The sequence below is a fragment of the Limimaricola cinnabarinus genome, assembly GCF_047631075.1.
Classification (GTDB): Bacteria; Pseudomonadota; Alphaproteobacteria; order Rhodobacterales; family Rhodobacteraceae; genus Limimaricola; species Limimaricola cinnabarinus.
Genome location: NZ_JBLHYX010000002.1, coordinates 56882 through 79161, shown reverse-complemented (window position 1 = coordinate 79161; position 22280 = coordinate 56882). Strand labels below are relative to the sequence as shown.

The window sequence follows — 22280 nt, the reverse complement described above, 5'->3', positions numbered from 1 at the left end:
ATTTTAGCGCTGTTGTGTCATTTCAAGGTGCCGAAGCGCGGAGGCGACCGATCATGGGGATAGCCCGCTGAAGACGCGACGTCTTTCAACTTGGGGTTTGCACGAATTCGGGCAGGTTGCCCGAAAGCTGCAAATTTTCGAGGCAGTCGGGCTCGACGGGTGTGGGACCGGCGAAGAGAGGCGTTTCCCATGGAATCGTCGATTCAGTGACGAATCGTCCGTCGACGCAGACGTCCTGCCCGCCACTGCCCGCGTTGAAGCCGAAGCCCGGCTTGCCGCAATCCGCGACGCCGCCATCCGCGTTCCATGCCTGAAACACACCGATGCCGGGCATGACGAAACGCCGCTCCACCGGATCGAACTCGAGCCGCCAGCTCGTATCCGGAGTGAGCGCCGCGAGGCTCCAGCCGCCCACGCGCACGCCGTGGCGCCAGCCGGTGATCTCGAAACGGGTGACATCCTCTTCGGTAACGCGGGGCGCGCTCAGCAGGGCGTCGGGAAAGGCCATCAGGCCGGTCATCGTGTAGCCCGCGCCACCGCGCCAACAAAAATGCAGCTCAACAGCCTGTGCGGGCAGGGCAAGCACGGCGGCCAAAGCCGCGAGCGGCACCGGCCCGACCCTCATCCGTTGTCGCGCAGCACGTGGCCCGCGAGGTAAAGCGAGCCGCAGATCAGGATGCGGGCGGAGGGGTCGCGCGCGGTGATGGCGCGGATTGCCTGCGCCACGCTTTCCGCCTCGGTCGTCTCGGCAAAGCCTGCCGCGCGGGCCGCCCGCGCGGTGTCGGCGGCGGGGACGGTGTTGGCCTCGCCGGGGATCGACACGGCGTGCAGCCCCTGCGCCACGCCCGCGAGCGGGCGCAGATAGCCCACGATGTCCTTGGTGTTGAGCATGCCGCAGATCAGATGGGTGGGCCGTTGGGGCAGGGCGCCCAAGGTCTGCGCCAGAACGCTGCCTGCCGCCGGGTTGTGGCCGCCATCGAGCCAAAGTTCGGCCCCGCCTGCGAGATCCACCAAGGGGCCACGCGACAACCGCTGCATCCGCGCGGGCCAATTGGCGCGGGTTGCGGCCTCGGCTGCGGCCTCGTTCCGGCCCAGCGCGCGCAAGCTTGCGATGGCGGTGCCCGCATTGACGATCTGATGCGGCCCGCGCAGACGCGGCAGCGGCAGATCGAGCAAGCCCCGCTCATCCTGGTAGACGAGGCGGTCGCGCTCGGTGGTGACGTGCCAGTGCTGGCCATGCACCATCAACGGCACACCGAGCCGGGCGGCGCGGGCCTCAATCACCTCGAGCGCCGCCTCGTGCTGGGGCGCCACCACGCAAGGGACGCCGCGCTTGAGAATGCCCGCCTTTTCGCCTGCGATCTCCTCGATCGTCTCGCCCAGATACTGCTGGTGGTCGAGATCGACCGGCGTGATGACAGTGAGCGCCGGGCGTTCGACCACGTTGGTCGCGTCCAGCCTGCCGCCGAGCCCGGTTTCGAGCAGCGTCCATTCGGCGGGCGTTTCGGCGAAGGCCAGAAGCGCTGCCGCCGTGGTGATCTCGAAATAGGTGATCGGATCGGGGCCGTTCGCCGCATGGGTGCGGTCGAGCAACGCGGTCAGGGCGACTTCGGAGATCAGCTCGCCCGCGAGGCGGATGCGTTCGTGAAACCGCGCCAGATGCGGTGAGGTATAGGCATGGACCCGGTCGCCCGACGCTTCGAGGCCGGCGCGGATCATAGCCTGGGTCGAGCCCTTGCCGTTGGTCCCCGCGAGGTGGATCACCGGCGGCAGCCGCCGCTCGGGGTGATCCAGTGCCGCCAGAAGTCGCCACACCCGGTCGAGCGTCAGGTCGATGACCTTGGGATGCAGCGTCATCATCCGCCCGAGAATCGCGTCGGAGCCGGGTGCCTCGGTCATTTCTTCGGCGGCCCCGCCTTTGACGCGGCGGGGGCGGGTGTGGCCGCAGGGGTCTGGGGCGATCCGGCCTTCGCGGCTTCGGCCTCCTTGGCCGCCGCCGGTTCCGGAGTCGCCGGAGCAGGCAGGTCGGCCATCACCGCCTGCGGCAGGCCCATCAGCATCCGGGTGATGGCGATCAACTCGTCGCGCATGCGCCCGCGCGGCGTCACCCGGTCGAGCATCCCGTGATCAAGAAGGTATTCCGCGCGCTGGAACCCCTCGGGGAGCTTTTCGCGGATCGTCTGCTCGATCACGCGTGGCCCCGCGAAACAGATCAGCGCGTTCGGCTCGGCGATCTGCACGTCGCCCAGCATCGCGTAGGAGGCGGTGACGCCGCCGGTGGTCGGATGCGTCAGCACCACGATATAAGGCAGCCCCGCCTCGCGCAGCATCTCGACCGCGACGGTGGTGCGCGGCATCTGCATAAGGCTGAGAATTCCCTCCTGCATCCGCGCGCCACCGGCGGCAGAGAACAGCACCAGCGGGCATTTCAGCTTCACCGCCCGTTCGGCTGCCGCGATGATCGCGTTGCCGACATACATGCCCATAGAGCCCGCCATGAACGAGAAATCCTGACCGGCGGCGACGATCTTCGTGCGTCCGATCTCGCCCTCGGCCACCAGCATCGCCTCCTTTTCGGAGGTCTTGCGGCGGGCTTCCTTGATCCGGTCCACGTATTTCTTCTGGTCGCGGAAGTTGAGCGGATCGGTGATCGGCTCGGGCACCTTCACCTCCGCGAACACGCCGCCGTCGAACAGCGCCTTGAACCGGTCGCGCGGGGTGATCGCCATGTGGTGATCGCAGTTGGTGCAGACGTTGAGATTGTCCGCCAGCTCGCGGTGGAACAGCATCGTCCCGCATTCGTCGCACTTGGTCCACAGGTTCTCGGGCACCTCGCGGCGCGAGAAGATCGAGTTGATCCGCGGACGGACGTAGTTGGAAATCCAGTTCATCTTGCTGCTCCGGGCGCGCGTCGGGTCGATGGGGGAGATACGCCTCGTGCGCGGGGATTGCAATTCTGGCGGTGCTTCGGAGGCCTTGGGTGAGGCCGAGGCCGGGAGCATGGCCCGTGGCCGCGCGGGTGGGACATGGCGCGAGGGACCTTGGGTATTGCGCGAAATGTCCCGAAGCGCGGCCCGAAGGGGGCGATCCTTGCGCGGATGAGGGCGGCGGGGTCGAAATCCGTGCGATTGACCAATTCGGGGGCACCATCGCGCCTTGCCGCCGCGGCGGCCCCTGTCTATCCCTGACCGCAGCCAATTCCGGGAAGGACAGCCCCATGCAGAACGCCCGTTTCGACAAGACGAAACTGCCCAGCCGCCATGTCACCGAAGGGCCCGAGCGCGCGCCGCACCGGAGCTACTTCTATGCTATGGGCATTTCCGAGGAAGAGATCCACCAGCCCTGGGTTGGTGTCGCCACCTGCTGGAACGAGGCGGCGCCCTGCAACATCGCGCTGAACCGTCAGGCGCAGTCGGTGAAGATGGGCGTGAAGAAAGGCGGCGGCACGCCGCGCGAGTTCACCACCATCACCGTGACCGACGGCATCGCCATGGGCCACGAGGGCATGCGTTCCTCGCTCGCCTCGCGCGACGCCATCGCCGATACGGTCGAGCTGACCATGCGGGGCCATTGCTACGACGCCATCGTCGGCCTCGCGGGCTGCGACAAATCGCTGCCGGGGATGATGATGGCGATGGTGCGGCTCAACGTGCCGTCGGTATTCATCTATGGCGGCTCGATTCTGCCGGGCAAGCTCAATGGCCGCGATGTCGTGGTTCAGGACGTGTTCGAGGCCGTGGGCCAGCACGCCGCCGGAAACATGACCGATGCCGAACTCGACATCCTCGAGCGCGTGGCCTGCCCCTCGGCGGGAGCTTGCGGCGGGCAGTACACCGCCAACACCATGGCCTGCGTCTCCGAAGCGATCGGTCTGGCGCTGCTGAACTCCTCGGGCGCGCCCGCCCCTTACGAGAGCCGCGACCAATATGGCGACTTCTCCGGTCAGGCGGTGATGAACCTGATCGAGAAGAACATCCGCGCCCGCGACATCGTCACGCGCCAGAGCCTCGAGAACGCGGCGCGGGTCGTCGCCTGCACCGGCGGCTCGACCAATGCGGGTCTGCATCTTCCGGCCATCGCACATGAGGCGGGGATCGATTTCGACCTGCTCGACGTCTGCAACATCTTCCTCGACACGCCCTATTTCGTGAACCTGCGTCCGGGCGGTGAATATGTCGCCAAGGACCTGCACGAGGCGGGCGGCGTGCCGGTGGTGATGAAGGAGCTGCGCAAGGCCAAGCTGCTGCACGAGGATTGCATCACCGCGTCGGGCAAGTCGCTCGGCGAGGAGTTGGACCTGATCGAGCGTGAGGCCGATGGCCGCGTGATCCACACCGTCGCCAACCCGATCACCAAGACCGGCGGCGTCGTCGGTCTCAAGGGCAACCTCGCGCCCGACGGTGCGATCGTGAAGGTCGCGGGCATGAAGACCGAGGAGCAGATCTTCACCGGTCCCGCCCGCGTCTTCGAATGCGAGGAAGAGGCCTTCGAAGCGGTGCGCCGCCGCGACTACGCCGAGGGCGACGTGATCGTCATTCGCAACGAGGGTCCAGCAGGCGGCCCCGGCATGCGCGAGATGCTCTCGACCACCGCCGCGCTTTCGGGGCAGGGCATGGGCAAGAAGGTCGCGCTGATCACCGACGGGCGCTTCTCGGGGGCCACGCGCGGCTTCTGCGTCGGCCATGTCGGCCCCGAGGCTGCGCATGGGGGGCCGATCGCGCTGCTCAAGAATGGCGACATGATCACCCTCGACGCGATCAAGGGCGAGATCTCGGTCGATCTCTCGGATGCCGAACTGGCCGAGCGCAAGGGCGCATGGAAAGGGGCGCGGACCAACGACTACACCGCCGGAGCCTTGTGGAAATATGCCCAGCTCGTCGGCTCGGCCCGCAAGGGCGCGGTGACGCATCCCGGCGCTGCCGGCGAGAGCCACGTCTACATGGACCAGTGAGACGCGTCGGCTTCTTGGGTGCGCGGCTCGGCCTGACACGCCTGCGCCGGTTCGCGCCCCGAGAGGCCGGTCGGGCGGCCACGCCGTTGCGTCTTCCGGGGGCCGACTGGGCTTGGCGCCCCGGCCCCTGGGCCGGGGCCGTGCCGGGGGGCGGATCCCGTCCCGTCGAAAGCGGAGCCGATCTCGGGGACGGGGTGCGGCTGTTTCACGACGCGGCATCCGGCGTGACGATCAAGCGGCCCGGGGCCGGGCCGGAGGGGCCATGGCCGCTGCATCTGTGCGCCCAAGGGTTCGACGGTGGTTTCGTCAGCCTCGCCATCGCGCTGCCCGGCCCGGTGCTGGCGGGGCTGCGGCGCAGGCATCTTCTCGGGATCGAGGTCGATCTCGGCGATGCAGGCCCTCCACGCGGCTTTGCCCGGCTCAATCTGCGCCAAGGTCCCAACAGCGAGGCATTGCTGCGTGGCCTGCCTCGGACCGATCCCACAGGAACCGAATTCGACCTGTGGACCATCAAGACCGATCCGGAGCTGATCGAATCGGGGTGGATCGACCTGATCTTCGAGGCACCGCTGCCCGCACGGATCGAGATCATCGACGTCGTGATCGCGCGCAGACCCCGTGCCGCGTTCTGAAGCCAGGTGACTTCGCGCCGTGCGCGGCGCATGGCTGACGTCGCGTCGAGGATGACGTGCGCGTCAATCATGGTCACTCTCGCGCCACGAGGGAGGCCCAGATGACTGAATATCCGAAACTGCTGTCACCGATCACGCTTGGAGGGCTGACCCTGCCCAACCGAGTGCTCATGGGTTCGATGCACACCGGGCTCGAAGAAACCGGCGATTGGGACCGCGTGTCCGCCTTCTACGCCGCGCGCGCCCGCGGCGGCGTCGGGCTGATGGTCACAGGCGGCATGGCGCCGAACCTCGAAGGCGGCGTCTATCCCGGCGCGGCGGGGCTCTTCACCGAAGCCGACATCGCCAACCACGCGCGGGTCACGCAGGCCGTCCATGCCGAGGGCGGGCGCATCGCCATGCAAATCCTGCATGCCGGGCGTTATGCCTACTCCAAGCATTGCGTCGCCCCCTCGGCGATCCGTGCTCCGATCAGCGCGTTCACCCCGACCGCCCTGGATGAGGAGGGCATCGAAAAGCAGATCTCCGACATCGCGACCGCCGCCGCCCGCGCGGCGCAAGCGGGCTATGACGGGGTCGAGGTGATGGGCTCGGAGGGCTATTTCCTCAACCAGTTCCTCGCACCCCGCACCAATTGCCGCGAGGATCGTTGGGGTGGGTCGCTCGAAAACCGGATGCGGCTGCCGGTCGAAGTGGTGGCCCGCGTGCGCGCGGCGTTGGGCCCCGAAAAGCTGCTGATCTACCGCATCTCGCTTCTGGATCTGGTGACCGAGGGGCAGGAGTGGTCCGAGATCGTGGCGCTGGCCCATGCCGTGACCGAGGCCGGGGCCGACTTGCTTAACACAGGAATCGGCTGGCACGAGGCGCGGGTGCCGACCATCGTGACGAGCGTGCCGCGCGCCGCCTTCGCGCATCTGACGGCCAAGCTGCGCCCCGAGGTCTCGGTCCCGGTGATCGCCTCGAACCGGATCAACACGCCGCAGGTGGCCGAGACGATCCTCGCCCAAGGTCAGGCCGACATGGTCTCGATGGCGCGGCCCTTCCTCGCCGATCCCGATTTCGTCGCCAAGGCGGCGCGGGGCGAGGCCGCGCGCATCGCACCCTGCATCGCCTGCAACCAGGCCTGTCTCGATCACACCTTCTCGGGCAAGTTGTCGTCCTGCCTCGTCAACCCCCGCGCCTGCCACGAGACCGAACTGGTGCTCGCGCCTGCCTCCGCGCCGCGCCGCATCGCGGTTGTGGGGGCGGGGCCCGCCGGGCTCTCTTCGGCGCTGGCCCTCGCGGAGCGTGGCCATGCCGTGACGCTGTTCGACAAGGCGGACCGTATCGGAGGGCAGCTGCACTACGCCGCCGCGATCCCCGGCAAGGAGGAGTTTCGCGGGTTGATCGACTGGTTCGAGGCCGAGATCGGGGCCCGCACGGTCGATCTGCGTCTCGGCCATGCGCCCGAACTGGATGAGTTGACCGGGTTCGACGAGGTGATTGTCGCCACCGGGGTGCGGCCGCGCGATCCCGGCATTCCGGGGCAGGAGGGCCCCAATGTGATCTCCTATGCCGACCTGCTCTCGGGCCGGGCGCAGGCGGGGCCGCGCGTCGCCGTGGTCGGCGCGGGGGGCATCGGCTTCGATGTGGCCGAGTATCTGGTGACCGGGCACAGCACCACCATCAACCCGCCCGCATGGCGGACCGAATGGGGCGTGAGCGATCCGTCCGTGGCACGTGGCGGTCTCGCGCCCGAGGGGCCCCGTCCCGACCCTGCGATCCGCCGCGTCACGTTGTTGCAGCGCAAGGCCGAGAAGCTGGGCAAACGACTTGGCAAGACCACCGGCTGGGTGCACCGCGCAGGGCTTCAGATGCGCGCCGTGGAGATGCTCGGCGGGGTGAGCTACGAGCGCATCGACGCGCAGGGGCTGCATGTCACGACGCCGGACGGGCCGCGGCTGATCGAGGCCGACACCATCGTGCTCTGCGCGGGGCAGGAGAGCGAGCGCGGCCTTGCCGATGCGCTGCTGTCTCGCGGCGTCGCGGCGCATGTGATCGGCGGCGCGGAGGTGGCGGCGGAGCTGGACGCCAAGCGGGCCATCGACCGGGGCACGCGGCTCGCCGCCACGCTCTAGCTGTTTCCGCCTGCGCATCGGTCCGGGGGTAAACCGCTTTATTGTCAGGGCTTCGACCCAATCATGCCCGAATCCATGGTCACAAGGAGCCGACCGAAACGACAAGCGTGGAGAGCGGCCATGGACAGGCTGACCGAGATGGAGGCCTTTGCCACGGTGGTGGATCAGGGCGGGTTCACCGATGCGGCGCGCAAGATGGGCATCTCCAAATCCGCCGTCTCCAAGCATGTCTCCTCGCTTGAGGCGCGGCTGGGCGCACGATTGTTGAACCGCACCACGCGGCGGGTCTCGCCGACCGAAATCGGGCTGGCCTATTACGACCGGGCGCGGCGTGTCCTGAATGACGCGGGCGAGGCCGACGCGCTCGTCACCTCGATGCAATCGGCCCCCTCGGGTCTGCTCAGGATCTCGGTCGCCACGGATTTCGGCGTGAATCATCTTAGCCCGGTGCTCGGTGATTTTTTGCAGGAATTTCCGGACATCACCGTCAACATGGTGCTCAACAACCGCTTCGTGGAGCTGATCTCCGAGGGTTTCGACATGGCGGTGCGCATCGGTGAGTTGGAGGACAGCACGCTACGTGCGCGCAAGCTCACCGAAACCTCCAAGAAGATGATCGCCTCGCCTGCCTATTTCGAACGCTATGGCCGACCCACGCGGATCGACGATCTCAACGAACACAAGCTGCTGCATTACTCCAACGCTTCGAACGGCGCGGTGTGGAAGCTCACGGCGCCGTCGGGCGAGAAGCGGCAGGTGCGCACTGCCGGTTGGCTCACCGTCAATGACGGGCAATCGCTGCTCAACGCCTGCATCGGCGGCCTCGGCATCGCCTACCTGCCGTCCTTCCTCTATGCCGACGCGCTCGAAAAGGGGCTGGTGGAGGAGGCGATCCCGAACCTGCCCGCCGAGACGCAAGGAATCTACGCGGTCTATCCGCCGGGGCGTTTCACCCAGCCCAAGGTCCGCGCCTTCATCGATTTTCTGGTCGAGGCCTTCGCCGAGAAAGGCCCCGACACCTGGTGATCCCCAGAGGCGGTTTCTGCATCCCGCTTCCAACTTGGCGGCCCCGATCGGGGCCGCCTTTTTTCATCCGTGACCAATGGCTTCGGCATCGTCGCAGGCGTGGCTGGCGCATTCCATCTCGAGGGTGACATGGCCGATGCCAAACCGCTCGCCCAGCGCGCGCTTGATGCGCGCCTTGATGCCGTCGGCCTCGGACCAGCGCCCTTCGATCACCGCCACATGCGCATCAAGCGCGGCCGCGTTCTCCTGCATCTGCCACAGATGCACATGGTGGACCGAGGCCACGCCCTCGATACCGCGCAGGTGATCGAGCACGGCCGCCGTGTCGAGATCGGGCGGCGCGCCAAGCATCAGAATGCGGATGACGCCGCCGATCTGCGCCAGCGACATCCACAGGATGTAGCCCGCGATCGCCAGCGTCACCACCGGATCGACCCATGCCCAGCCGAACACGAGCACCGCCACGCCCGCCACGATGACGGCGACCGAACCCAGCGCGTCTGCAAGGTTGTGCAGGAACGCGGCGCGGATGTTCACGCTGTCCTTCGACATGGAATAAGTGAGCGCCGCCGTGACCAGATCGACGACGAGCGCGAGGCCCGCGACCCAGATCATGATCCAGCCTGCCACCGGCTCGGGCGAGACGAACCGCGCGATCGCCTCGTAGCCGAGATAGAGCCCGATCAGGATAAGCGAGGTGTAGTTCACCAGCGCCGCCACCACCTCGGCCCGCCCGTAGCCGAAGGTCATTTCGGCATCCGCCGGACGCCGCGCGATCTTGCGCGCGGCAAAGGCGATGATCAGCGACACCGCATCCGACAGGTTGTGCAGCGCGTCGGCGATAAGTGCGAGGCTGCCCGAGACGATGCCGCCGACGATCTGCGCCAGCGTCAGGGCGAGGTTGACCGCGATGGCCCCCGCCACGCGCCAATCACCGGCCTCGGGGTCGATGTGATGGTGATGGCCGTGACCTCCGCCAGAACCGTGGCCATGATCGTGAGAATGTCCTGCCATGCAAGTCTCCTTTGCCTGCGATGAGAGGGCCGAATGGGCGAAGTTCAACCCCCTGAGACGACAACCTCGACCCGACGATTGGCGGCGCGGCCCGCCTTCGTGGCATTGGAGGCGCGCGGGGCCAGCCAACCGGCCCCCTGGGCGTCGATCCGGTCGCGGTTCAGCCCGTGATCGCGCAGCAACCGTTCGCGTACCGCTTCGGCGCGGCGGCGTGACAGGGCAATGTTGGCATCGAGAGCGCCGGTCATGTCGGTGTGCCCTACCAGCACGACGCGTCGATCCGGGTTGGCCTCGAGCCATGCAGCCAGCGCCGGAAGGGCCGAGCTGTCTCTTGGTCCGAGCGTCGCGGCGCCGGGGGCGAAGTCCACACCCTCGAGCACGGCGTGGCCCTCGCGCGAGAGCGCGGTTGCAAGCTCCTCCCCGGACCGAGTGGCAAGGAGGGAGGGCGCGGTAGGGGAGAGCGAGGCAGGGGCCGCGCCCTCTGGCGTTACCGTGATCAGTTGCAGATGCCCGGTGTCGCCCGTGCGGCTCGCCAAGGCGCCGACCGCCTCGGGGCCTTGCGGCGTATCGCGCCGAGCCGACAGGAACCGGAAGTTGCCGAGATCGACATGCATGGCGGGCGGGGGCAGAACCTCGGTCCCGAAGCGGAAGTCAAATCCGCCACAGGCCCGGGCCGCGCAGTCGAGCAAAATCTCGAAACCCGCTGTCTCAAGCGCCGCGCGAAGCGGCGCGATCAGCCCGGCGGCGGTGGGGGCATCGGGGGCGATGCGCCAGGCTCGCGTCTTGACCCGGCCCATGATCGGCGCGACCGGTGGCGGGCCGCCCTGCGCCGGGCCGGTGGGCAGGGCGTAATCCTCTGCGTCGCGCCGCGTCTCGGCGGTGAGCACGGCCCCCTCCGGCACCGGAAGCTCCAGCGCCGCGGCAATGCCGGGCCAGAGCGCCAGCAGCAGCGTGGCGCGGATCATGCCGGAGCCCGCCGGTAGTGGTAGGAGGTAACCTCCCCGTAACCCAGACCCGCATAGAGCGACCGGGCCGATCCGTTGGCGCGGGTCACGGCGAGGGCGAGGACACGCGCCCCTTCGGCCCGTGCCCAACCCGCTGCCATCGCCATCAATGCCCGCCCCACGCCACGGCGGCGCACCGGGGCCGAGACCTCCAGCGCGTGCAGCATGGAGATCTCTCCATGGTTCGCCACGAAGGCGCAGCCGCCGGGATGGGCCAGCACGGCCCGCGCGCTCTCGATCCGTGCCATCACCGCGATCCGGGCAGGGCCGATGTCGCCATCGGCCCAGATCGCGATCTGGTCGGGTCTCGGCGGCCAGTTTGCATTGGGCGTGATCCCGTCGAGGGCGCTGAGCGGCGCCGCGAGGATCAGCGTCGGGTCCAGCACCGCGTAGCCCCTGGCCGCGAGCGCCGCGTCGAGCCGCGCCTCGCCTGCGCGGACCATGAACAGCGGCGCGCGTCCTTCGGCGCGCATGGCAGTTTCGGCGGCCTCGATCCCGGGCAGGTCGAACGGCCCCTCCAGCGTCGCCGCCGAGACCCGGCTGCCACCGCCCGCGCCGTCGCGCAGCCGCACCGGCCCGAGATCGCGCAGCGCATGGGCGGGCCACGTGGCGGCGAGAGCGGCAAAGCCCGCCTCGGGCGTCACGCCGGGAACTGCTCCGCAAGCGCGACCAGCGCCGCCTCGATCTCGGCCCCGTCGCCGCCGCGGATCACGATATTGGTGCCGGTGACGCCGTTTTCCGAGAAGGGATAGGAGCCGATGGCGAGCGTCGGATGCGCCTTGGCCAGATCCGAGAGCGGCTCGGCCACGTCGCCTTCGCCACGCTCGATGCGCAGGGATTGCGACAGCACCGGGCGGCCGCCGGGGATCTTCGGCAAGAGCCCCGCCAGCATCGCCTCGAAGATGCGCGGCACGCCCGCCATGACATGCACGTTGCCGAGCGAAAACCCCGGTGCGGCGCTGACCGGGTTGTCGATGAGGGCGGCGCCCTCGGGAATGCGCGCCATGCGCAGCCGCGCGGCGTTCAGCTCCACGCCCCGCGCCTCGTAATGCGCGGCGAGGATCGCGCGGGCATCGTCGCGGATGCCGATGGGCGCGCCCATCGCGGCGGCGACGGCCTCGGCGGTGATGTCGTCATGCGTCGGGCCGATGCCGCCGGAGGTAAAGACGTGGTCATGCGCCGCCGACAGCGCGCGCACCGCCGCGACGATGATGTCGTGGTCGTCCGAGACGACGCGGCTTTCGCGCAGGTCGATGCCGCGCAGCGTCAGTTCGCGGGCGAGATGGTGCATGTTGCTGTCGCGGGTGCGGCCCGAGAGGATCTCGTCCCCGATCACGAGCATGGCGGCGGTCGGGTTGGTCATCGGCTCGGTCATCGGCTCGGTCGTCCATTCGGTCATGGGGGCGGGCTGCGCCTGTCTGCTTAAGGTATAGGCCGGGGCGGCATCCATTTCCACGCGGGCGGGTGGATTCCGCCCGCCATACGACCTATTTCAGGATGAAAGGGATAGAGGTGATGACTTTGGACGAGACCGCCGCCGACGAACGCAAGGGCCGCCTGACCCGTGATGGCATCCGCATCCACGATCTCGAGGATTTCGGGGGAATGAACCGCGCCGGTCGCCTTGCGGCCACGATCCTCGACGACATCGCCGAACATGTCGTGGTGGGTCAGCGCACTTCCGAGATCGACCGCGTGATCACCGATCTGATCGATCAGGCCAACGCCAAGAGCGCGACCATCGGTTACAAGGGCTACCAGCACGCGAGCTGTATTTCGGTCAACCATGTGGTCTGCCACGGGATTCCCGGCGACAAGAAGCTGAAGGACGGCGACATCCTCAATGTCGACGTCACCGTCATCGTCGATGGATTTTATGGCGACACCAGCCGGATGTACGTGGCCGGCAAGCTCGGCCGCAAGGCCGAGCGGCTGATCCAAGTGACGCATGACGCGCTGATGAAGGGGATCGAGGTCGCACGGCCGGGCAACACCTTCGGCGACATCGGCCATGCGATCCAGAGCTATGTCGAGGAGAATCGCATGTCGGTGGTGCGCGATTTCTGCGGCCATGGCATTGGAAGGGTATTCCACGCCCCGCCCAACGTGCTGCATTACGGCCGACCCGGCACCGGGCCGGTGCTGGAGGAGGGGATGTTTTTCACCATCGAACCGATGGTGAATCTGGGCCGCCCCGAAACCAAGGTGCTGGGCGACGACTGGACCGCCGTGACACGTGACAAGTCGCTCTCGGCACAGTTCGAGCACACGATCGGGATCACTGCGCAGGGCAATGAGATCTTCACCATCTCGCCCGCCGAGCGATTTTATCCCACTTGGGATATCTGAGCCTTAGCCGTCGCGTTCCAGAAATGTGACATGGGTGTCGCCGTAGTGGCGCGTATCAAGGGGGGTGAACCCTTCGGGCGCGGGCTGCGGCGCGCTTTCCTCCCAGACGATCAGCGCGCCGGGCGCGATCCAGCCCCCTGCGACGGCCGAGGCGAGGGCCCGTGCACCGAGCCCCTTGCCATAGGGCGGGTCGAGAAAGACGAGGGCCGCGGGCGCCTCGCAGGCGGGCAGGCGGGTCGCGTCGCATTTGAGATGCGTCGTGCTGGCTTCGGCGCGCAACTTTACCACGTTCTCGCTGATCAGCCGTCCGGCCACCCGCCCATCATCGACGAAGATAACATGGGAGGCCCCGCGCGACAGCGCCTCCAGCCCCAGCGCGCCGGTCCCGGCAAAGAGATCGAGCACGCGCGCGCCATTGATCGGGTCGCCGTAGCGCCCGCCCGCCAGCGCGTTGAACAGGCTCTCGCGCACGCGGTCGGCCGTGGGGCGCAGATGCGCGCCCGCGTCGCCCTTTCCCACGGCGGCGAGGGCGAGGCCGCGATGCGCGCCCGCGATGATCCTCATGCCAGCAGCGCCTTGAGTTCGGTGGTCGGGTCGCTGGCGCGCGCGGGATCGGGCGATTTTCCCGCTTCGATCAGCCGCTTGCCGACCATGTAGGCGCGGCTGTCGTTCATCGCGTCGACTGCGATCAGCTTGTCGCCCCGGTAGTACCAATGTGATTGCTGCTCCGGGCCAGTCCCGGGGCGGACATGCACCGCGTCCCAGCCCGCGTTGAGGCCCGCGATCTGAAGCTTGGTGTCGAACTGGTCCGACCAGAACCAAGGACGGGGGCGATATTCGACGCCCCGCCCCAGCATGTTGAGCGCGGCATTCTCGGCCATGTCGATGGCGTTGCCGACGCTTTCGAGCCGGATGCGCATGTCGGTCCAGAGGAGCGAGGCACAGTCGCCCGCAGCCCAGATGCTCTCGTCCGAGGTGCGGCAATGGATGTCGCAGCGGATGCCATTGTCGAGGGCGAGGCCCGCGGGTTCGGCAAGGCCCGTGCCGGGTGCGACGCCGACCCCGACGATGGCGAAGTCGCACGCGATCTCGGTGCCGTCCGACAGCCGCGCGCCTGTGACGCGGCTCTCGCCCAACAGCCGGTCCAACCCGACACCCTCACGGATCTCGACGCCGTGGCGGCGGTGCAGGTCGCGAAAGAAAGCCGAGGTTTCGGGGGCGGCGACGCGCTGCAGGATGCGCTCGGCCTGTTCGACCACCGTGACCTGCAGTCCTCGCTTGGCGGCCACCGCCGCCGCCTCCAGCCCGATATAGCCGCCGCCGACCACCAGAAGGCGGCGCCCCTCGACCATTTCAGGGGCGAGTGTGTCGGCATCGGCGAGGTCGCGCATGGTGAACACGCCCGCAAGATCGCCACCGATCGCGGCGGGCAGGCGGCGCGGATGCGCCCCGGTGCACAGCGCGAGCCGGTCATAGGCCAGGGTCTCGCCATCCGAGAGCGTCACGGTCTTCGCCCCCTTGTCGAGCGCATCTGCCGTGACCCCGAGGCGCAGGTCGATGTCGTGCTCGCCGTACCATGCCTCGGGTCGCAGGAAGAGGCGCGCCTTCTCCATCTCGCCCAGAAGGTAGGCCTTGGACAGGGGCGGGCGCTGGTAGGGCGGGGCGGTTTCGGCCCCGATCAGGGTGATGCGCCCCTCGAACGCCTCGGCCCGCAGCTTGGCCACGAGCGACGATCCGGCCTGTCCGGCCCCGATCACGACGAAATGGGACATGTGCGTCTCCTTGGTTTCAGTGGCCCGGCTGCGCGCGGCAGACTATATCCCCTGCCATCGACCGCAATCGCGAAAGGGCCGCAAAGCATGACGATCACTGTTGGAGACAGGCTGCCGGAGGCGGATCTGCTACGGATGGGGGCCGATGGCCCGGAAAAGGTGGCGCTGGGCGAGATGCTCGAGGGCCGCCGCGTGGTGATCTTCGGCCTGCCCGGGGCCTATACGGGCACCTGTTCGACCGCGCATGTGCCGAGCTTCATCCGCGCGATAGACGACCTGAGGGCCAAAGGCGTGAACGAGGTGATCTGCCTGTCGGTCAACGACCCCTTCGTGATGAAGGCCTGGGGCGAGGCGACCGGTGCGACCGAGGCCGGGATCACCATGCTGGGCGACACCTCCAGCGTGTTCACCACGGCCATCGGCATGGAGTTCTCGAACCCCGATCGCGGCTTCATCCGGCGCTGCAAGCGCTTCGCGCTGATGGCCGAGGACGGGGTGGTGAAGGTCTGGAACCCCGAGGAAGGGACCGGGACCTGCGACATCTCGGGCGGGGCGAGCATGGTCGCAGCGCTCTGAGCGAGAGGGCGAAAGGGGGCGCATGTCCCTCTTCGCCCTGGCGATGGGCTCACTCGGCGGCGTGGCGCGTCTCGCGGTCTTCGTCCTCGCCGGCCAGCTTGTTGGCGTAGAGGGTCCGGGTCGGGAAGGGGATCTCGATCCCGGCTTCGTCCAGCGCCTCCTTGACCCGACGGGTGCAGTCGGTCTGAAAGCCCCATGCGTCCGAGTTTTCGCACCAGACGCGCACCGTGAAATCGACCGAGTAATCGCCCAGATTGCTCACCTGGATGAAGGGCTCGGGGTCCTTCATGGCGCGCGGGTCCGACATGATGGTGTCCATGATGACCTTCTCGGCCTGCGCGAGGTTCGATCCGTAGGAGACCCCGAACACCCATTGCACGCGCCGCGTCGGGTTGGCCGAGTAGCTGACGATGGTGTTGCCCCAGACCTGGCTGTTGGGGACGATGATCTGCAGGTTCTGCAGGTCGGCCAGCTCGATGTAGTTAAGCGAGATCGACTTCACCGTGCCCATCTGGCCGTTGATCACCACGAAATCGCCAAGCTTGAAGGGCCGGAACAACACGATCATCACGCCCGCCGCCACGTTCGACAGCGTGCCCTGAAGCGCGAGGCCGACGGCCAGACCGGCGGCACCGATGACCGCGACCACGGAGGTGGTCCGCACCCCGAGCGTGTTGAGCACGATCAGCACCGAGAAGGCGACGACGGCGTACCAGACGATGTTGGAGAGGAAGTCGAACAGCGTCTGGTCGAGCCGCGAGTGACGCGAGGCCAGCCCCTTGATCCGCCGCGAGAACCAGCCCGCGATGATGAAGCCCGCCGTCAGCACGAAGATCGCGCTGATCGTGCCGCCGAGGATCGCGGTCAGGAATTCGAGGGTCAGCAGGTCGCCGAGCGAGGTGCCCGACCAAAGCTCGGTATTGAGAACGTCTTGCATCAGGCCTCCGCCAGCTTGTCCATCTTCGACGCGAGCTTCGCGTCGAGTTCCGTCAGTCCGTCCGCGTCGTGGGTGGTGAGCGTGACGGTCACGGTCCGGTAGCTGTTGGACCATTCGGGGTGGTGATTCAACTTCTCGGCCCAAAACGCGCAGCGTGTCATGAAGCCGAAAGCATCAACAAAATTTGAAAATCGAAAGATTTTGGTCACTGCGTCGCGGTCGGCTTCAGTTTTCCATCCGGCGGCCTTGAGGGTCTTGCGCCCCGCCTCGTCGAGCGTCTCGGTCATTCCTGATCCTCCATGCGCGTGCGCCGGAACGGGCCATAGCCCGTCAGCACCTCGATTTCCTCGTCCACCGCCACGCGCTCGGCATCGAGATAGCGCGCCACCGCGTCGCGAAAGCCCGGCTCCGCGATCCAGTGCAACGAGTGCGTCGCCACCGGCAGGTAGCCGCGCGCCAGCTTGTGTTCACCCTGTGCGCCCGCCTCGACGCGGGGCAGCCCATGCGCCAGCGCCCAGTCGATTGCCTGATAGTAGCACAGCTCGAAATGCAGGAACGGATGATGTTCCAGCGCGCCCCAATAGCGGCCATAGAGCGTATCACGCCCGATAAGGTTCAGCGCGCCGGCCACGGGCCGATCGCCATCTGACGCGAGGATCAGCAGCATGTCGTCGCGCAACGTCTCCTGCGCGATCTCGAAAAAAGCGCGGCTGAGATAGGGCGAGCCCCATTTGCGGCGTCCGGTGTCCTGATAGAAGGCCCAGACCGCGTCCCAGTGGTGCGGTTTCAGATCGTCGCCGGTCAGGTGCTCGATGCGCAGACCCGAAGCGCGCGCGCCCTCCCGCTCCTTTCGGATGGTCTTGCGCTTGCGCGAGGAGAGGGCCGCGAGAAAACCGTCGAAGTTTCCATAGCCCTCGTCGATCCAATGAAACTGCTGGCCAGTGCGGCGCATCAGCCCCATCTGCTCTCCGGCCACCGCCTCGTCCTGCGCGCAGAAGGTGGCGTGCAGCGACGACAGGCCGTTATTCGCCGCAAGCTGTACCGCGCCCTGCATCAGAGCCGCCATGCCCTCGGCCTCGTGGCCCGGCTTGGCGAGAAAGCGCCGCCCGGTGACCGGCGTGAAGGGCACGGCGATCTGCAGCTTGGGGTAATAGGCCCCGCCCGCGCGCTCATAGGCATCGGCCCAGGCGTGGTCGAAGACGTATTCGCCTTGGCTGTGGCCCTTGGCATAGAGCGGCGCGCAGGCGATCAGCGCGCCGTCACGCCGGGCGGCGAGGTAATGCGGCTGCCAGCCGGTGCCGGGTCCAACCGAGCCGCTGTCTTCCAGTGCCGAGAGGAAGCGATGCGTTGTGAAGGGGTCGCTCGGGCGGCCCTCGGCTGCCTCGGGGCAGGCGCAGCCATCCCACTCGGGGGCGGGGATGTCGCGCAGGTTGTCATGGGCGGTGATCTCGACCACCGCCGCGGGGTCCGTGTCTGTCTGGCTCATGGGCGCAGAGTTGGCCCCCCGCGGCGCGGGGTCAAGCGGGGGGCGGGCCGGGAAGGTAGCCTTCGAAGGTCACGTTGTCGGCAAGGCGCCGCGCTTCGGCCTCCTGCTCGGGGGAGGTGATGGTCCAGCACATCACTTTGGCGCCGAGCGCCTTGAGATCCGCGACGCGGGTGCGGTCGAGGTCGCGCGCCTCGTGGCTGATGAAGCTGGCGCCGAGATTGTCATAATCGGGGATCTCGCGCAGTCGGGCTGCGACGCGTGCGGAAAGGTCGGGCCAATCCTCGGGATCGAAGCCGCAGGTGACGAGGCCGCGCGGCAGATCGGGCGCGAGGCGGGCCATCTCGGAGACGGAATGCGGGTTGAACGACATCACCGCGACCGGCCCGTCATAGCCCTCGATCGCGCGCACCACCGCCGGCTCGACCACGCCGACATTGGGGCCGAGGGTGTAGTCGTGATCCTTGATCTCGATCAGCAACGGCGCGCGGCCCGCAACGAGATCGAGCACATCGCGCAAGGTCGGGATGGTGTCGGCGCTGCCGATCAGCGGGATCGCGCGCAGCGTCTCCGCGTCGCGGCTCGAGACGAGGCCGCGCTCCCGCGTCAGCCGCTCCAGCCCCGGATCATGGATCACCATGGCCTCGCCATCATGTGAGGCGCGCACGTCGATCTCGATGCCGAAGCCCGCCTCGACGGCGGCGCGCACCGCCGAGAGCGAGTTCTCGGGCCGACCCGCGCCGTGAAAGGCGCGGTGGGCGATGGGCCGGTCGAGGAAGGCGGCGGGCAGGGCAGGGGCGCTGCGGCTCATGCGATCGCGAAGATGGCTTCGATCTCGACCGCGACGCCCAGAGGCAGGGCCGCCACGCCCACGGCGGAACGCGCGTGCCGTCCCGCGTCGCCCAAAAGTTCGACCATCAGGTCAGAGGCGCCGTTGATGACCTTGGGCTGTTCGGTGAAGCCGGGCGTCGAGGCGACGAAACCCGTGAGCTTGACCAGCCGCGTGATGCGGCCAAGGTCGCCGTCACAGGCGGCACGGGCTTGCGCCAGCAGGCTCAGCGCGCAGGCGCGGGCGGCGTCCGCCCCGGCCTCGGTGGCCATGTCCTCGCCCAGACGGCCGGTGATGAGGCCATCCGGCCCGGCGGAGATCTGGCCCGAGACGTAGAGCAGCCCGTCATGGATCACGAAGGGCTCGTAATTGGCGGCCGGCTTCGGCGCTTCGGGCAGCGACAGCCCCATGTCGGCCAGAGTGGTCTCGATGCGTGCGGCGTCGATCATGTCGTTGTTCCCCGTGAAAGTGTCCCGGCGCAAGCTAGCCCGCGCCGGGCAGGGGGACAACGCCCGGCTGACTCAACCCTCGCGGAAGGCGCGGGCGAAGTAGTCGGAGAGCGGCTTGACGAAATAGGCCAGCGGCGTGCGGTCGGTGGTGCGGATATAGGATTCGACCGGCATGCCGGGGATCAACGTCATGTCCTCCGGCAGCTTGTCGATCTCGCCCTCGCTCAGCCGGATTTCGACGCGGTAGTAGGAGATCGGCTGGCGTTCGTCCTGAAAGGCGTCGGCCGAGATCTGCATCACCTCGCCGGTCAGCTCCGGCGTGCGCCGCTGATCGAAGGCGGGCAGGCGCAGGATCACTTCCTGACCCAGATGCAGCAGGTCGATATCCGTCGGCTGCACCTGCGTCGTGATCACCAGGGGCCGGTCCTGCGGCACGATGTAGAGCACCGGGTCCGCAGGGCGGATCACGGAGCGCGGGGTGAAGACCGTCAGCCCGTAGACGATGCCGCCGACCGGAGCACGGATGTCGAGCCGGTCGAGCTGGGTGAGCAGGGAGCGGCGACGGTTCGACAGCTCGATCTCGTTGAACTGCAGGTCGCGCAGCTGGCTGATTGCCTCCTGCCGCCGGGTCGAGGCGAGCTTGAGGATCTCGATCTCGATTTCGGAGATGCGGCCCCCCGCCTGCGCCTTGGAGGCCTTGAGTTCACCTTGACGACCCAGCAGATCGGCCTGCTCGCGCTGAAGGGTCAGCACCCGCGTCGCCTGGGCGAGGCCCCGGTCGAGCAGCGACTGCTGGCTTCCCAGCTCGCTCTCGATGAGTTCGAGTTGCCGGGCGGCGGCGGTCTCCTGCGATTCAATGCCGAGGATCTGATCACTGATCTGCTCGCGCTGGCGGGTCAGCTGCTCGGCCTGCCGGTTCTCGCTTTCGATCCTGGCCTCCTGAAGGCGTCTTTGCCCCTCCATCAGTTCGGGCGCGATCGGATTTTCCGTCTCGAGCAGAAGGTCGTCGAACTCGAGGCGTTCCGAATCGTCGCGCTCGGCTTCGAGCCGGGCCCGGCGCGAGAGCACTTCGAGAAGCTGTCCTTCCACCACCGCGAGTTCGGATTGAAGCTGTTCGGCTTCAAGCCGGATCAACAGCTGGCCTGCCTCGACCTCATCGCCTTCGTCGACGAGAATCTCCGAGACGACGCCGCCGTCAGGGTGCTGGACGATCTGCCGGTTCTGGTCGACCTCGACCTGGCCCGAGGCAACAACGGCACCTGAGATCTGGCTCATCGTGGCCCAAGTACCGAAGCCGCCCAGCAGCACGGCCAGCGCCAGAAAGCCCAAGATCAAGGGCCGGGCGGCCGACCATGCGCTGGGTGCGTTTTCGGGAGAGATGGGGGCGCGCATCATGACACGCCCCCACCTTTATGGACCGAGGCGGCGATTTCGCGATGGTTCTGCACCGTTTCGCGCAAGACCTCGTCCTTGGGTCCAAAGGCACGGCGCCCACCATCCTCAATCATCAGGATATGGTCGCATTCCGCGATGGCGGCTGGGCGGTGGGCCATGATCAACACGCATTTCCCGCTGGCCTTGGCATCCCGAATCGCCTGGTTGAGGGCGGTGGAGCCGGCATTGTCGAGGTTTGAATTGGGCTCGTCGAGCACGAGGAACACCGGATCGCCATAGAGCGCGCGCGCGAGGCCGATCCGTTGGATCTGCCCACCGGAGAGCCGGCCGCCCTTGGAGGAGACCCGCGTATCGTAGCCCTCGGGCAGCTTGAGGATCATGTCATGGGCAGCGGCGGCCTGCGCGGCGCGCACCACCTCCGTATCGTCGGGAGAGAGCGACATCCGGGCAATGTTTTCCTTGATGGTGCCGTCGAACAGCGTGACCTGCTGCGGCAGGTAGCCGATATAGCTGCCCAGCACGTCGGGATCGTACTGGTCGAGGCTGGCGCCATCGAGACGGATCTTGCCCGCCGCGGGGCGCCACAACCCGGTCAGGGCGCGCGCCAGCGTCGATTTGCCGGCCCCCGAAGGGCCGATCACGCCGACCGCCTGACCTGGCTCGACCCGAAAGCTCATCATGCGCAGCGCGGCCTGATTCTCGCCCGGCGGCAGAACGGTGACCTGTTCGCACGACAGCCGCGCCTTGGGGCGGGGCAGGGTGGTGCGGGTTTCTTCTGGGCGGATTTCGCCCAGGAGTACCGCCAGCCGGCCCCAGCCCTCGCGGGCGCGCTGGAACGAAGGCCACTGGTTCACGATCATCTCGATCGGTGCCAGAGCGCGGCCCAGCAGGATCGAACCCGCGATCATCGCGCCGGGCGACATCACGCCCTGCAGCACGAGATAGGCGCCAAGACCCAGCATCGCCGATTGCAGCAACAGGCGGAACGCCTTGATGACGGCCGAGAACCCGCCGCCCGTGTCGGTGGCGCCGATCGACGCGGCCAGCGAGAGCGAACGCGCCTCGTTCCAGCGACCAAAGGCGGCGCCGCGCATGCCAAGCGCCTGCACCATGTCCGAATCCTGCCGGATCTGCGTGCCAAGCTGCTCGGAGCGGAAGGTGCTGGAGTTCGACTCCTCAAGCTGCTTGCGCGTCATCAGCTGGTTGGCCAGCGCAAGAATGACCAATATCAGCGCACCGGCCAGACCGAGAACGCCCAGCATCGGGTGGAACAGGAAGATGCCGAAGAAGAACAGCGGCGCGAAGGGCAGGTCGAAGCTTGCCATCAGGACCGGCGAGCCGATGAGCCGCTGAACGGATTCAAGGTCGCGCTGCGCGGTGGCGGCCTCGGCACGCGCCTTCTGGCCCGAGCTTGCGCGCAATGCCGCGGCAAAGACCCTTTTGTCGAGACGGGCCTGAAACCGGGCCGCGACCCGGTTCATCACCCGGCCGCGCACCATGTCCAGAAGGCCCATCATCGCATAGAGAAAGGCGACCAGCACCGATAGCGCCACCAGGGTCGCGATCGAGCGCGACCCCAGAACTCGGTCATAGACGTTCATCATGTAGAGCGGGCCGGTCAACATCAGGAGGTTGACCATCAGGCTGAAGAGGGCGACCGCCCAGAACAGCCATCTGCTCTGATTGCGGGCCTCGCGGAGTTCGGCCGCGCCAATGGTGGCCGCGTCACGTGTCATGTCATGTCCC

The 22280-nt window shown here is 67.7% G+C and carries 22 protein-coding genes; 6 read left to right on the top strand and 16 right to left on the bottom strand.

Features of this window, described 5'->3' with window-relative positions:
• Nucleotides 1-85: 85 nt before the first annotated feature.
• The 3 genes from ACJASC_RS02205 to accD are packed head-to-tail and all read right to left on the bottom strand — an operon-like array spanning nt 86 to nt 2891.
• Nucleotides 86-625 carry a hypothetical protein gene (locus ACJASC_RS02205; protein ID WP_415143182.1) on the bottom strand — a complete coding sequence of 180 codons (540 nt, stop codon included), beginning with the start codon at nt 623-625 and terminating at the stop codon, nt 86-88.
• Nucleotides 622-1899 carry a bifunctional folylpolyglutamate synthase/dihydrofolate synthase gene (locus ACJASC_RS02200; RefSeq protein ID WP_415143180.1) on the bottom strand — a complete coding sequence of 426 codons (1278 nt, stop codon included), beginning with the start codon at nt 1897-1899 and terminating at the stop codon, nt 622-624. Before ACJASC_RS02200 ends, ACJASC_RS02205 begins: the two co-directional genes overlap by 4 nt.
• Nucleotides 1896-2891 carry an acetyl-CoA carboxylase, carboxyltransferase subunit beta gene (accD, locus tag ACJASC_RS02195; RefSeq protein ID WP_415143178.1) on the bottom strand — a complete coding sequence of 332 codons (996 nt, stop codon included), beginning with the start codon at nt 2889-2891 and terminating at the stop codon, nt 1896-1898. The genes ACJASC_RS02200 and accD overlap by 4 nt, the downstream gene beginning before the upstream one ends.
• Nucleotides 2892-3217: 326 nt before the next feature.
• Here accD and ilvD point away from each other — a divergent pair, with 326 nt between their 5' ends.
• From ilvD to ACJASC_RS02175, 4 genes are all read left to right on the top strand, one after another.
• Nucleotides 3218-4951 (top strand): dihydroxy-acid dehydratase, encoded by a 1734-nt coding sequence (gene ilvD / locus ACJASC_RS02190; protein ID WP_415143176.1) that lies wholly within the window; start codon nt 3218-3220, stop codon nt 4949-4951.
• Nucleotides 4948-5583, top strand: coding sequence for a DUF6478 family protein (locus ACJASC_RS02185; protein ID WP_415143174.1), 636 nt, complete (start codon nt 4948-4950; stop codon nt 5581-5583). The genes ilvD and ACJASC_RS02185 overlap by 4 nt, the downstream gene beginning before the upstream one ends.
• 101 nt (nt 5584-5684) lie before the next feature.
• A complete protein-coding gene (locus ACJASC_RS02180; protein WP_415143172.1) occupies nt 5685-7700 on the top strand; it encodes an FAD-dependent oxidoreductase in 2016 nt (671 codons plus the stop codon).
• 120 nt (nt 7701-7820) lie between these two features.
• The gene (locus ACJASC_RS02175; RefSeq protein ID WP_415143170.1) at nt 7821-8726 is read left to right on the top strand and encodes a LysR family transcriptional regulator; all 906 of its coding nucleotides are present in this window, start codon (nt 7821-7823) and stop codon (nt 8724-8726) included.
• 63 nt (nt 8727-8789) lie between these two features.
• Here ACJASC_RS02175 and ACJASC_RS02170 read toward each other — a convergent pair whose 3' ends face one another.
• From ACJASC_RS02170 to ACJASC_RS02155, 4 genes are read right to left on the bottom strand one after another with little or no spacing between them, the layout of a single operon-like run.
• On the bottom strand, nt 8790-9740 hold the full coding sequence (locus ACJASC_RS02170; protein WP_021694309.1) for a cation diffusion facilitator family transporter: 951 nt from the start codon (nt 9738-9740) through the stop codon (nt 8790-8792).
• A 44-nt stretch (nt 9741-9784) separates the two neighbouring features.
• The gene (locus ACJASC_RS02165) at nt 9785-10705 is read right to left on the bottom strand and encodes an OmpA family protein (protein WP_415143168.1); all 921 of its coding nucleotides are present in this window, start codon (nt 10703-10705) and stop codon (nt 9785-9787) included.
• Nucleotides 10702-11388 carry a GNAT family N-acetyltransferase gene (locus tag ACJASC_RS02160; protein ID WP_415143166.1) on the bottom strand — a complete coding sequence of 229 codons (687 nt, stop codon included), beginning with the start codon at nt 11386-11388 and terminating at the stop codon, nt 10702-10704. The genes ACJASC_RS02165 and ACJASC_RS02160 overlap by 4 nt, the downstream gene beginning before the upstream one ends.
• A complete protein-coding gene (locus ACJASC_RS02155) occupies nt 11385-12107 on the bottom strand; it encodes a competence/damage-inducible protein A (RefSeq protein ID WP_415143506.1) in 723 nt (240 codons plus the stop codon). The genes ACJASC_RS02160 and ACJASC_RS02155 overlap by 4 nt, the downstream gene beginning before the upstream one ends.
• A gap of 152 nt (nt 12108-12259) precedes the next feature.
• Here ACJASC_RS02155 and map point away from each other — a divergent pair, with 152 nt between their 5' ends.
• On the top strand, nt 12260-13093 hold the full coding sequence (gene map, locus ACJASC_RS02150; protein WP_045320035.1) for a type I methionyl aminopeptidase: 834 nt from the start codon (nt 12260-12262) through the stop codon (nt 13091-13093).
• A gap of 3 nt (nt 13094-13096) precedes the next feature.
• Here the strand turns inward: map and rsmD are convergent, their stop codons facing one another.
• Both rsmD and ACJASC_RS02140 read right to left on the bottom strand, forming a co-directional pair.
• Nucleotides 13097-13657 carry a 16S rRNA (guanine(966)-N(2))-methyltransferase RsmD gene (gene rsmD / locus ACJASC_RS02145; RefSeq protein WP_021694304.1) on the bottom strand — a complete coding sequence of 187 codons (561 nt, stop codon included), beginning with the start codon at nt 13655-13657 and terminating at the stop codon, nt 13097-13099.
• A complete protein-coding gene (locus ACJASC_RS02140) occupies nt 13654-14865 on the bottom strand; it encodes an NAD(P)/FAD-dependent oxidoreductase (RefSeq protein ID WP_415143163.1) in 1212 nt (403 codons plus the stop codon). Before ACJASC_RS02140 ends, rsmD begins: the two co-directional genes overlap by 4 nt.
• Nucleotides 14866-14952: 87 nt before the next feature.
• Between ACJASC_RS02140 and ACJASC_RS02135 the strand changes: the two genes are divergently transcribed.
• Nucleotides 14953-15441: a peroxiredoxin gene (locus ACJASC_RS02135; protein ID WP_415143161.1), complete on the top strand. Its 489-nt coding sequence runs from the start codon at nt 14953-14955 to the stop codon at nt 15439-15441.
• A 49-nt stretch (nt 15442-15490) separates the two neighbouring features.
• Here the strand turns inward: ACJASC_RS02135 and ACJASC_RS02130 are convergent, their stop codons facing one another.
• From ACJASC_RS02130 to ACJASC_RS02100, 7 genes are all read right to left on the bottom strand, one after another.
• Nucleotides 15491-16378 (bottom strand): mechanosensitive ion channel family protein, encoded by an 888-nt coding sequence (locus tag ACJASC_RS02130; RefSeq protein ID WP_415143159.1) that lies wholly within the window; start codon nt 16376-16378, stop codon nt 15491-15493.
• A complete protein-coding gene (locus tag ACJASC_RS02125) occupies nt 16378-16665 on the bottom strand; it encodes a 4a-hydroxytetrahydrobiopterin dehydratase (protein WP_415143157.1) in 288 nt (95 codons plus the stop codon). The genes ACJASC_RS02130 and ACJASC_RS02125 overlap by 1 nt, the downstream gene beginning before the upstream one ends.
• A complete protein-coding gene (locus ACJASC_RS02120; protein WP_081698556.1) occupies nt 16662-17864 on the bottom strand; it encodes a GNAT family N-acetyltransferase in 1203 nt (400 codons plus the stop codon). The genes ACJASC_RS02125 and ACJASC_RS02120 overlap by 4 nt, the downstream gene beginning before the upstream one ends.
• 31 nt (nt 17865-17895) lie before the next feature.
• Nucleotides 17896-18672: a glycerophosphodiester phosphodiesterase family protein gene (locus ACJASC_RS02115; protein ID WP_415143154.1), complete on the bottom strand. Its 777-nt coding sequence runs from the start codon at nt 18670-18672 to the stop codon at nt 17896-17898.
• Entirely contained in the window at nt 18669-19139 is a 471-nt protein-coding gene (locus ACJASC_RS02110; protein ID WP_021694298.1) for a RidA family protein, read from the bottom strand. Before ACJASC_RS02110 ends, ACJASC_RS02115 begins: the two co-directional genes overlap by 4 nt.
• A gap of 72 nt (nt 19140-19211) precedes the next feature.
• A complete protein-coding gene (locus ACJASC_RS02105; protein WP_021694297.1) occupies nt 19212-20534 on the bottom strand; it encodes an HlyD family type I secretion periplasmic adaptor subunit in 1323 nt (440 codons plus the stop codon).
• The gene (locus ACJASC_RS02100; RefSeq protein WP_045320034.1) at nt 20531-22270 is read right to left on the bottom strand and encodes a type I secretion system permease/ATPase; all 1740 of its coding nucleotides are present in this window, start codon (nt 22268-22270) and stop codon (nt 20531-20533) included. Before ACJASC_RS02100 ends, ACJASC_RS02105 begins: the two co-directional genes overlap by 4 nt.
• Between the last annotated feature and the right edge of the window lie 10 nt (nt 22271-22280).

Coding starts and splice junctions, on each gene's coding strand:
- ACJASC_RS02205 (WP_415143182.1), bottom strand. CDS start 625: ATGAGGGTCGGGCCGGTGCCGCTCGCGGCTTTGGCCGCCGTGCTTGCC.
- ACJASC_RS02200 (WP_415143180.1), bottom strand. CDS start 1,899: ATGACCGAGGCACCCGGCTCCGACGCGATTCTCGGGCGGATGATGACG.
- accD (WP_415143178.1), bottom strand. CDS start 2,891: ATGAACTGGATTTCCAACTACGTCCGTCCGCGGATCAACTCGATCTTC.
- ilvD (WP_415143176.1), top strand. CDS start 3,218: ATGCAGAACGCCCGTTTCGACAAGACGAAACTGCCCAGCCGCCATGTC.
- ACJASC_RS02180 (WP_415143172.1), top strand. CDS start 5,685: ATGACTGAATATCCGAAACTGCTGTCACCGATCACGCTTGGAGGGCTG.
- ACJASC_RS02175 (WP_415143170.1), top strand. CDS start 7,821: ATGGACAGGCTGACCGAGATGGAGGCCTTTGCCACGGTGGTGGATCAG.
- ACJASC_RS02170 (WP_021694309.1), bottom strand. CDS start 9,740: ATGGCAGGACATTCTCACGATCATGGCCACGGTTCTGGCGGAGGTCAC.
- ACJASC_RS02165 (WP_415143168.1), bottom strand. CDS start 10,705: ATGATCCGCGCCACGCTGCTGCTGGCGCTCTGGCCCGGCATTGCCGCG.
- ACJASC_RS02155 (WP_415143506.1), bottom strand. CDS start 12,107: ATGACCAACCCGACCGCCGCCATGCTCGTGATCGGGGACGAGATCCTC.
- map (WP_045320035.1), top strand. CDS start 12,260: ATGACTTTGGACGAGACCGCCGCCGACGAACGCAAGGGCCGCCTGACC.
- rsmD (WP_021694304.1), bottom strand. CDS start 13,657: ATGAGGATCATCGCGGGCGCGCATCGCGGCCTCGCCCTCGCCGCCGTG.
- ACJASC_RS02140 (WP_415143163.1), bottom strand. CDS start 14,865: ATGTCCCATTTCGTCGTGATCGGGGCCGGACAGGCCGGATCGTCGCTC.
- ACJASC_RS02135 (WP_415143161.1), top strand. CDS start 14,953: ATGACGATCACTGTTGGAGACAGGCTGCCGGAGGCGGATCTGCTACGG.
- ACJASC_RS02130 (WP_415143159.1), bottom strand. CDS start 16,378: ATGCAAGACGTTCTCAATACCGAGCTTTGGTCGGGCACCTCGCTCGGC.
- ACJASC_RS02125 (WP_415143157.1), bottom strand. CDS start 16,665: ATGACCGAGACGCTCGACGAGGCGGGGCGCAAGACCCTCAAGGCCGCC.
- ACJASC_RS02120 (WP_081698556.1), bottom strand. CDS start 17,864: ATGAGCCAGACAGACACGGACCCCGCGGCGGTGGTCGAGATCACCGCC.
- ACJASC_RS02115 (WP_415143154.1), bottom strand. CDS start 18,672: ATGAGCCGCAGCGCCCCTGCCCTGCCCGCCGCCTTCCTCGACCGGCCC.
- ACJASC_RS02110 (WP_021694298.1), bottom strand. CDS start 19,139: ATGATCGACGCCGCACGCATCGAGACCACTCTGGCCGACATGGGGCTG.
- ACJASC_RS02105 (WP_021694297.1), bottom strand. CDS start 20,534: ATGATGCGCGCCCCCATCTCTCCCGAAAACGCACCCAGCGCATGGTCG.
- ACJASC_RS02100 (WP_045320034.1), bottom strand. CDS start 22,270: ATGACACGTGACGCGGCCACCATTGGCGCGGCCGAACTCCGCGAGGCC.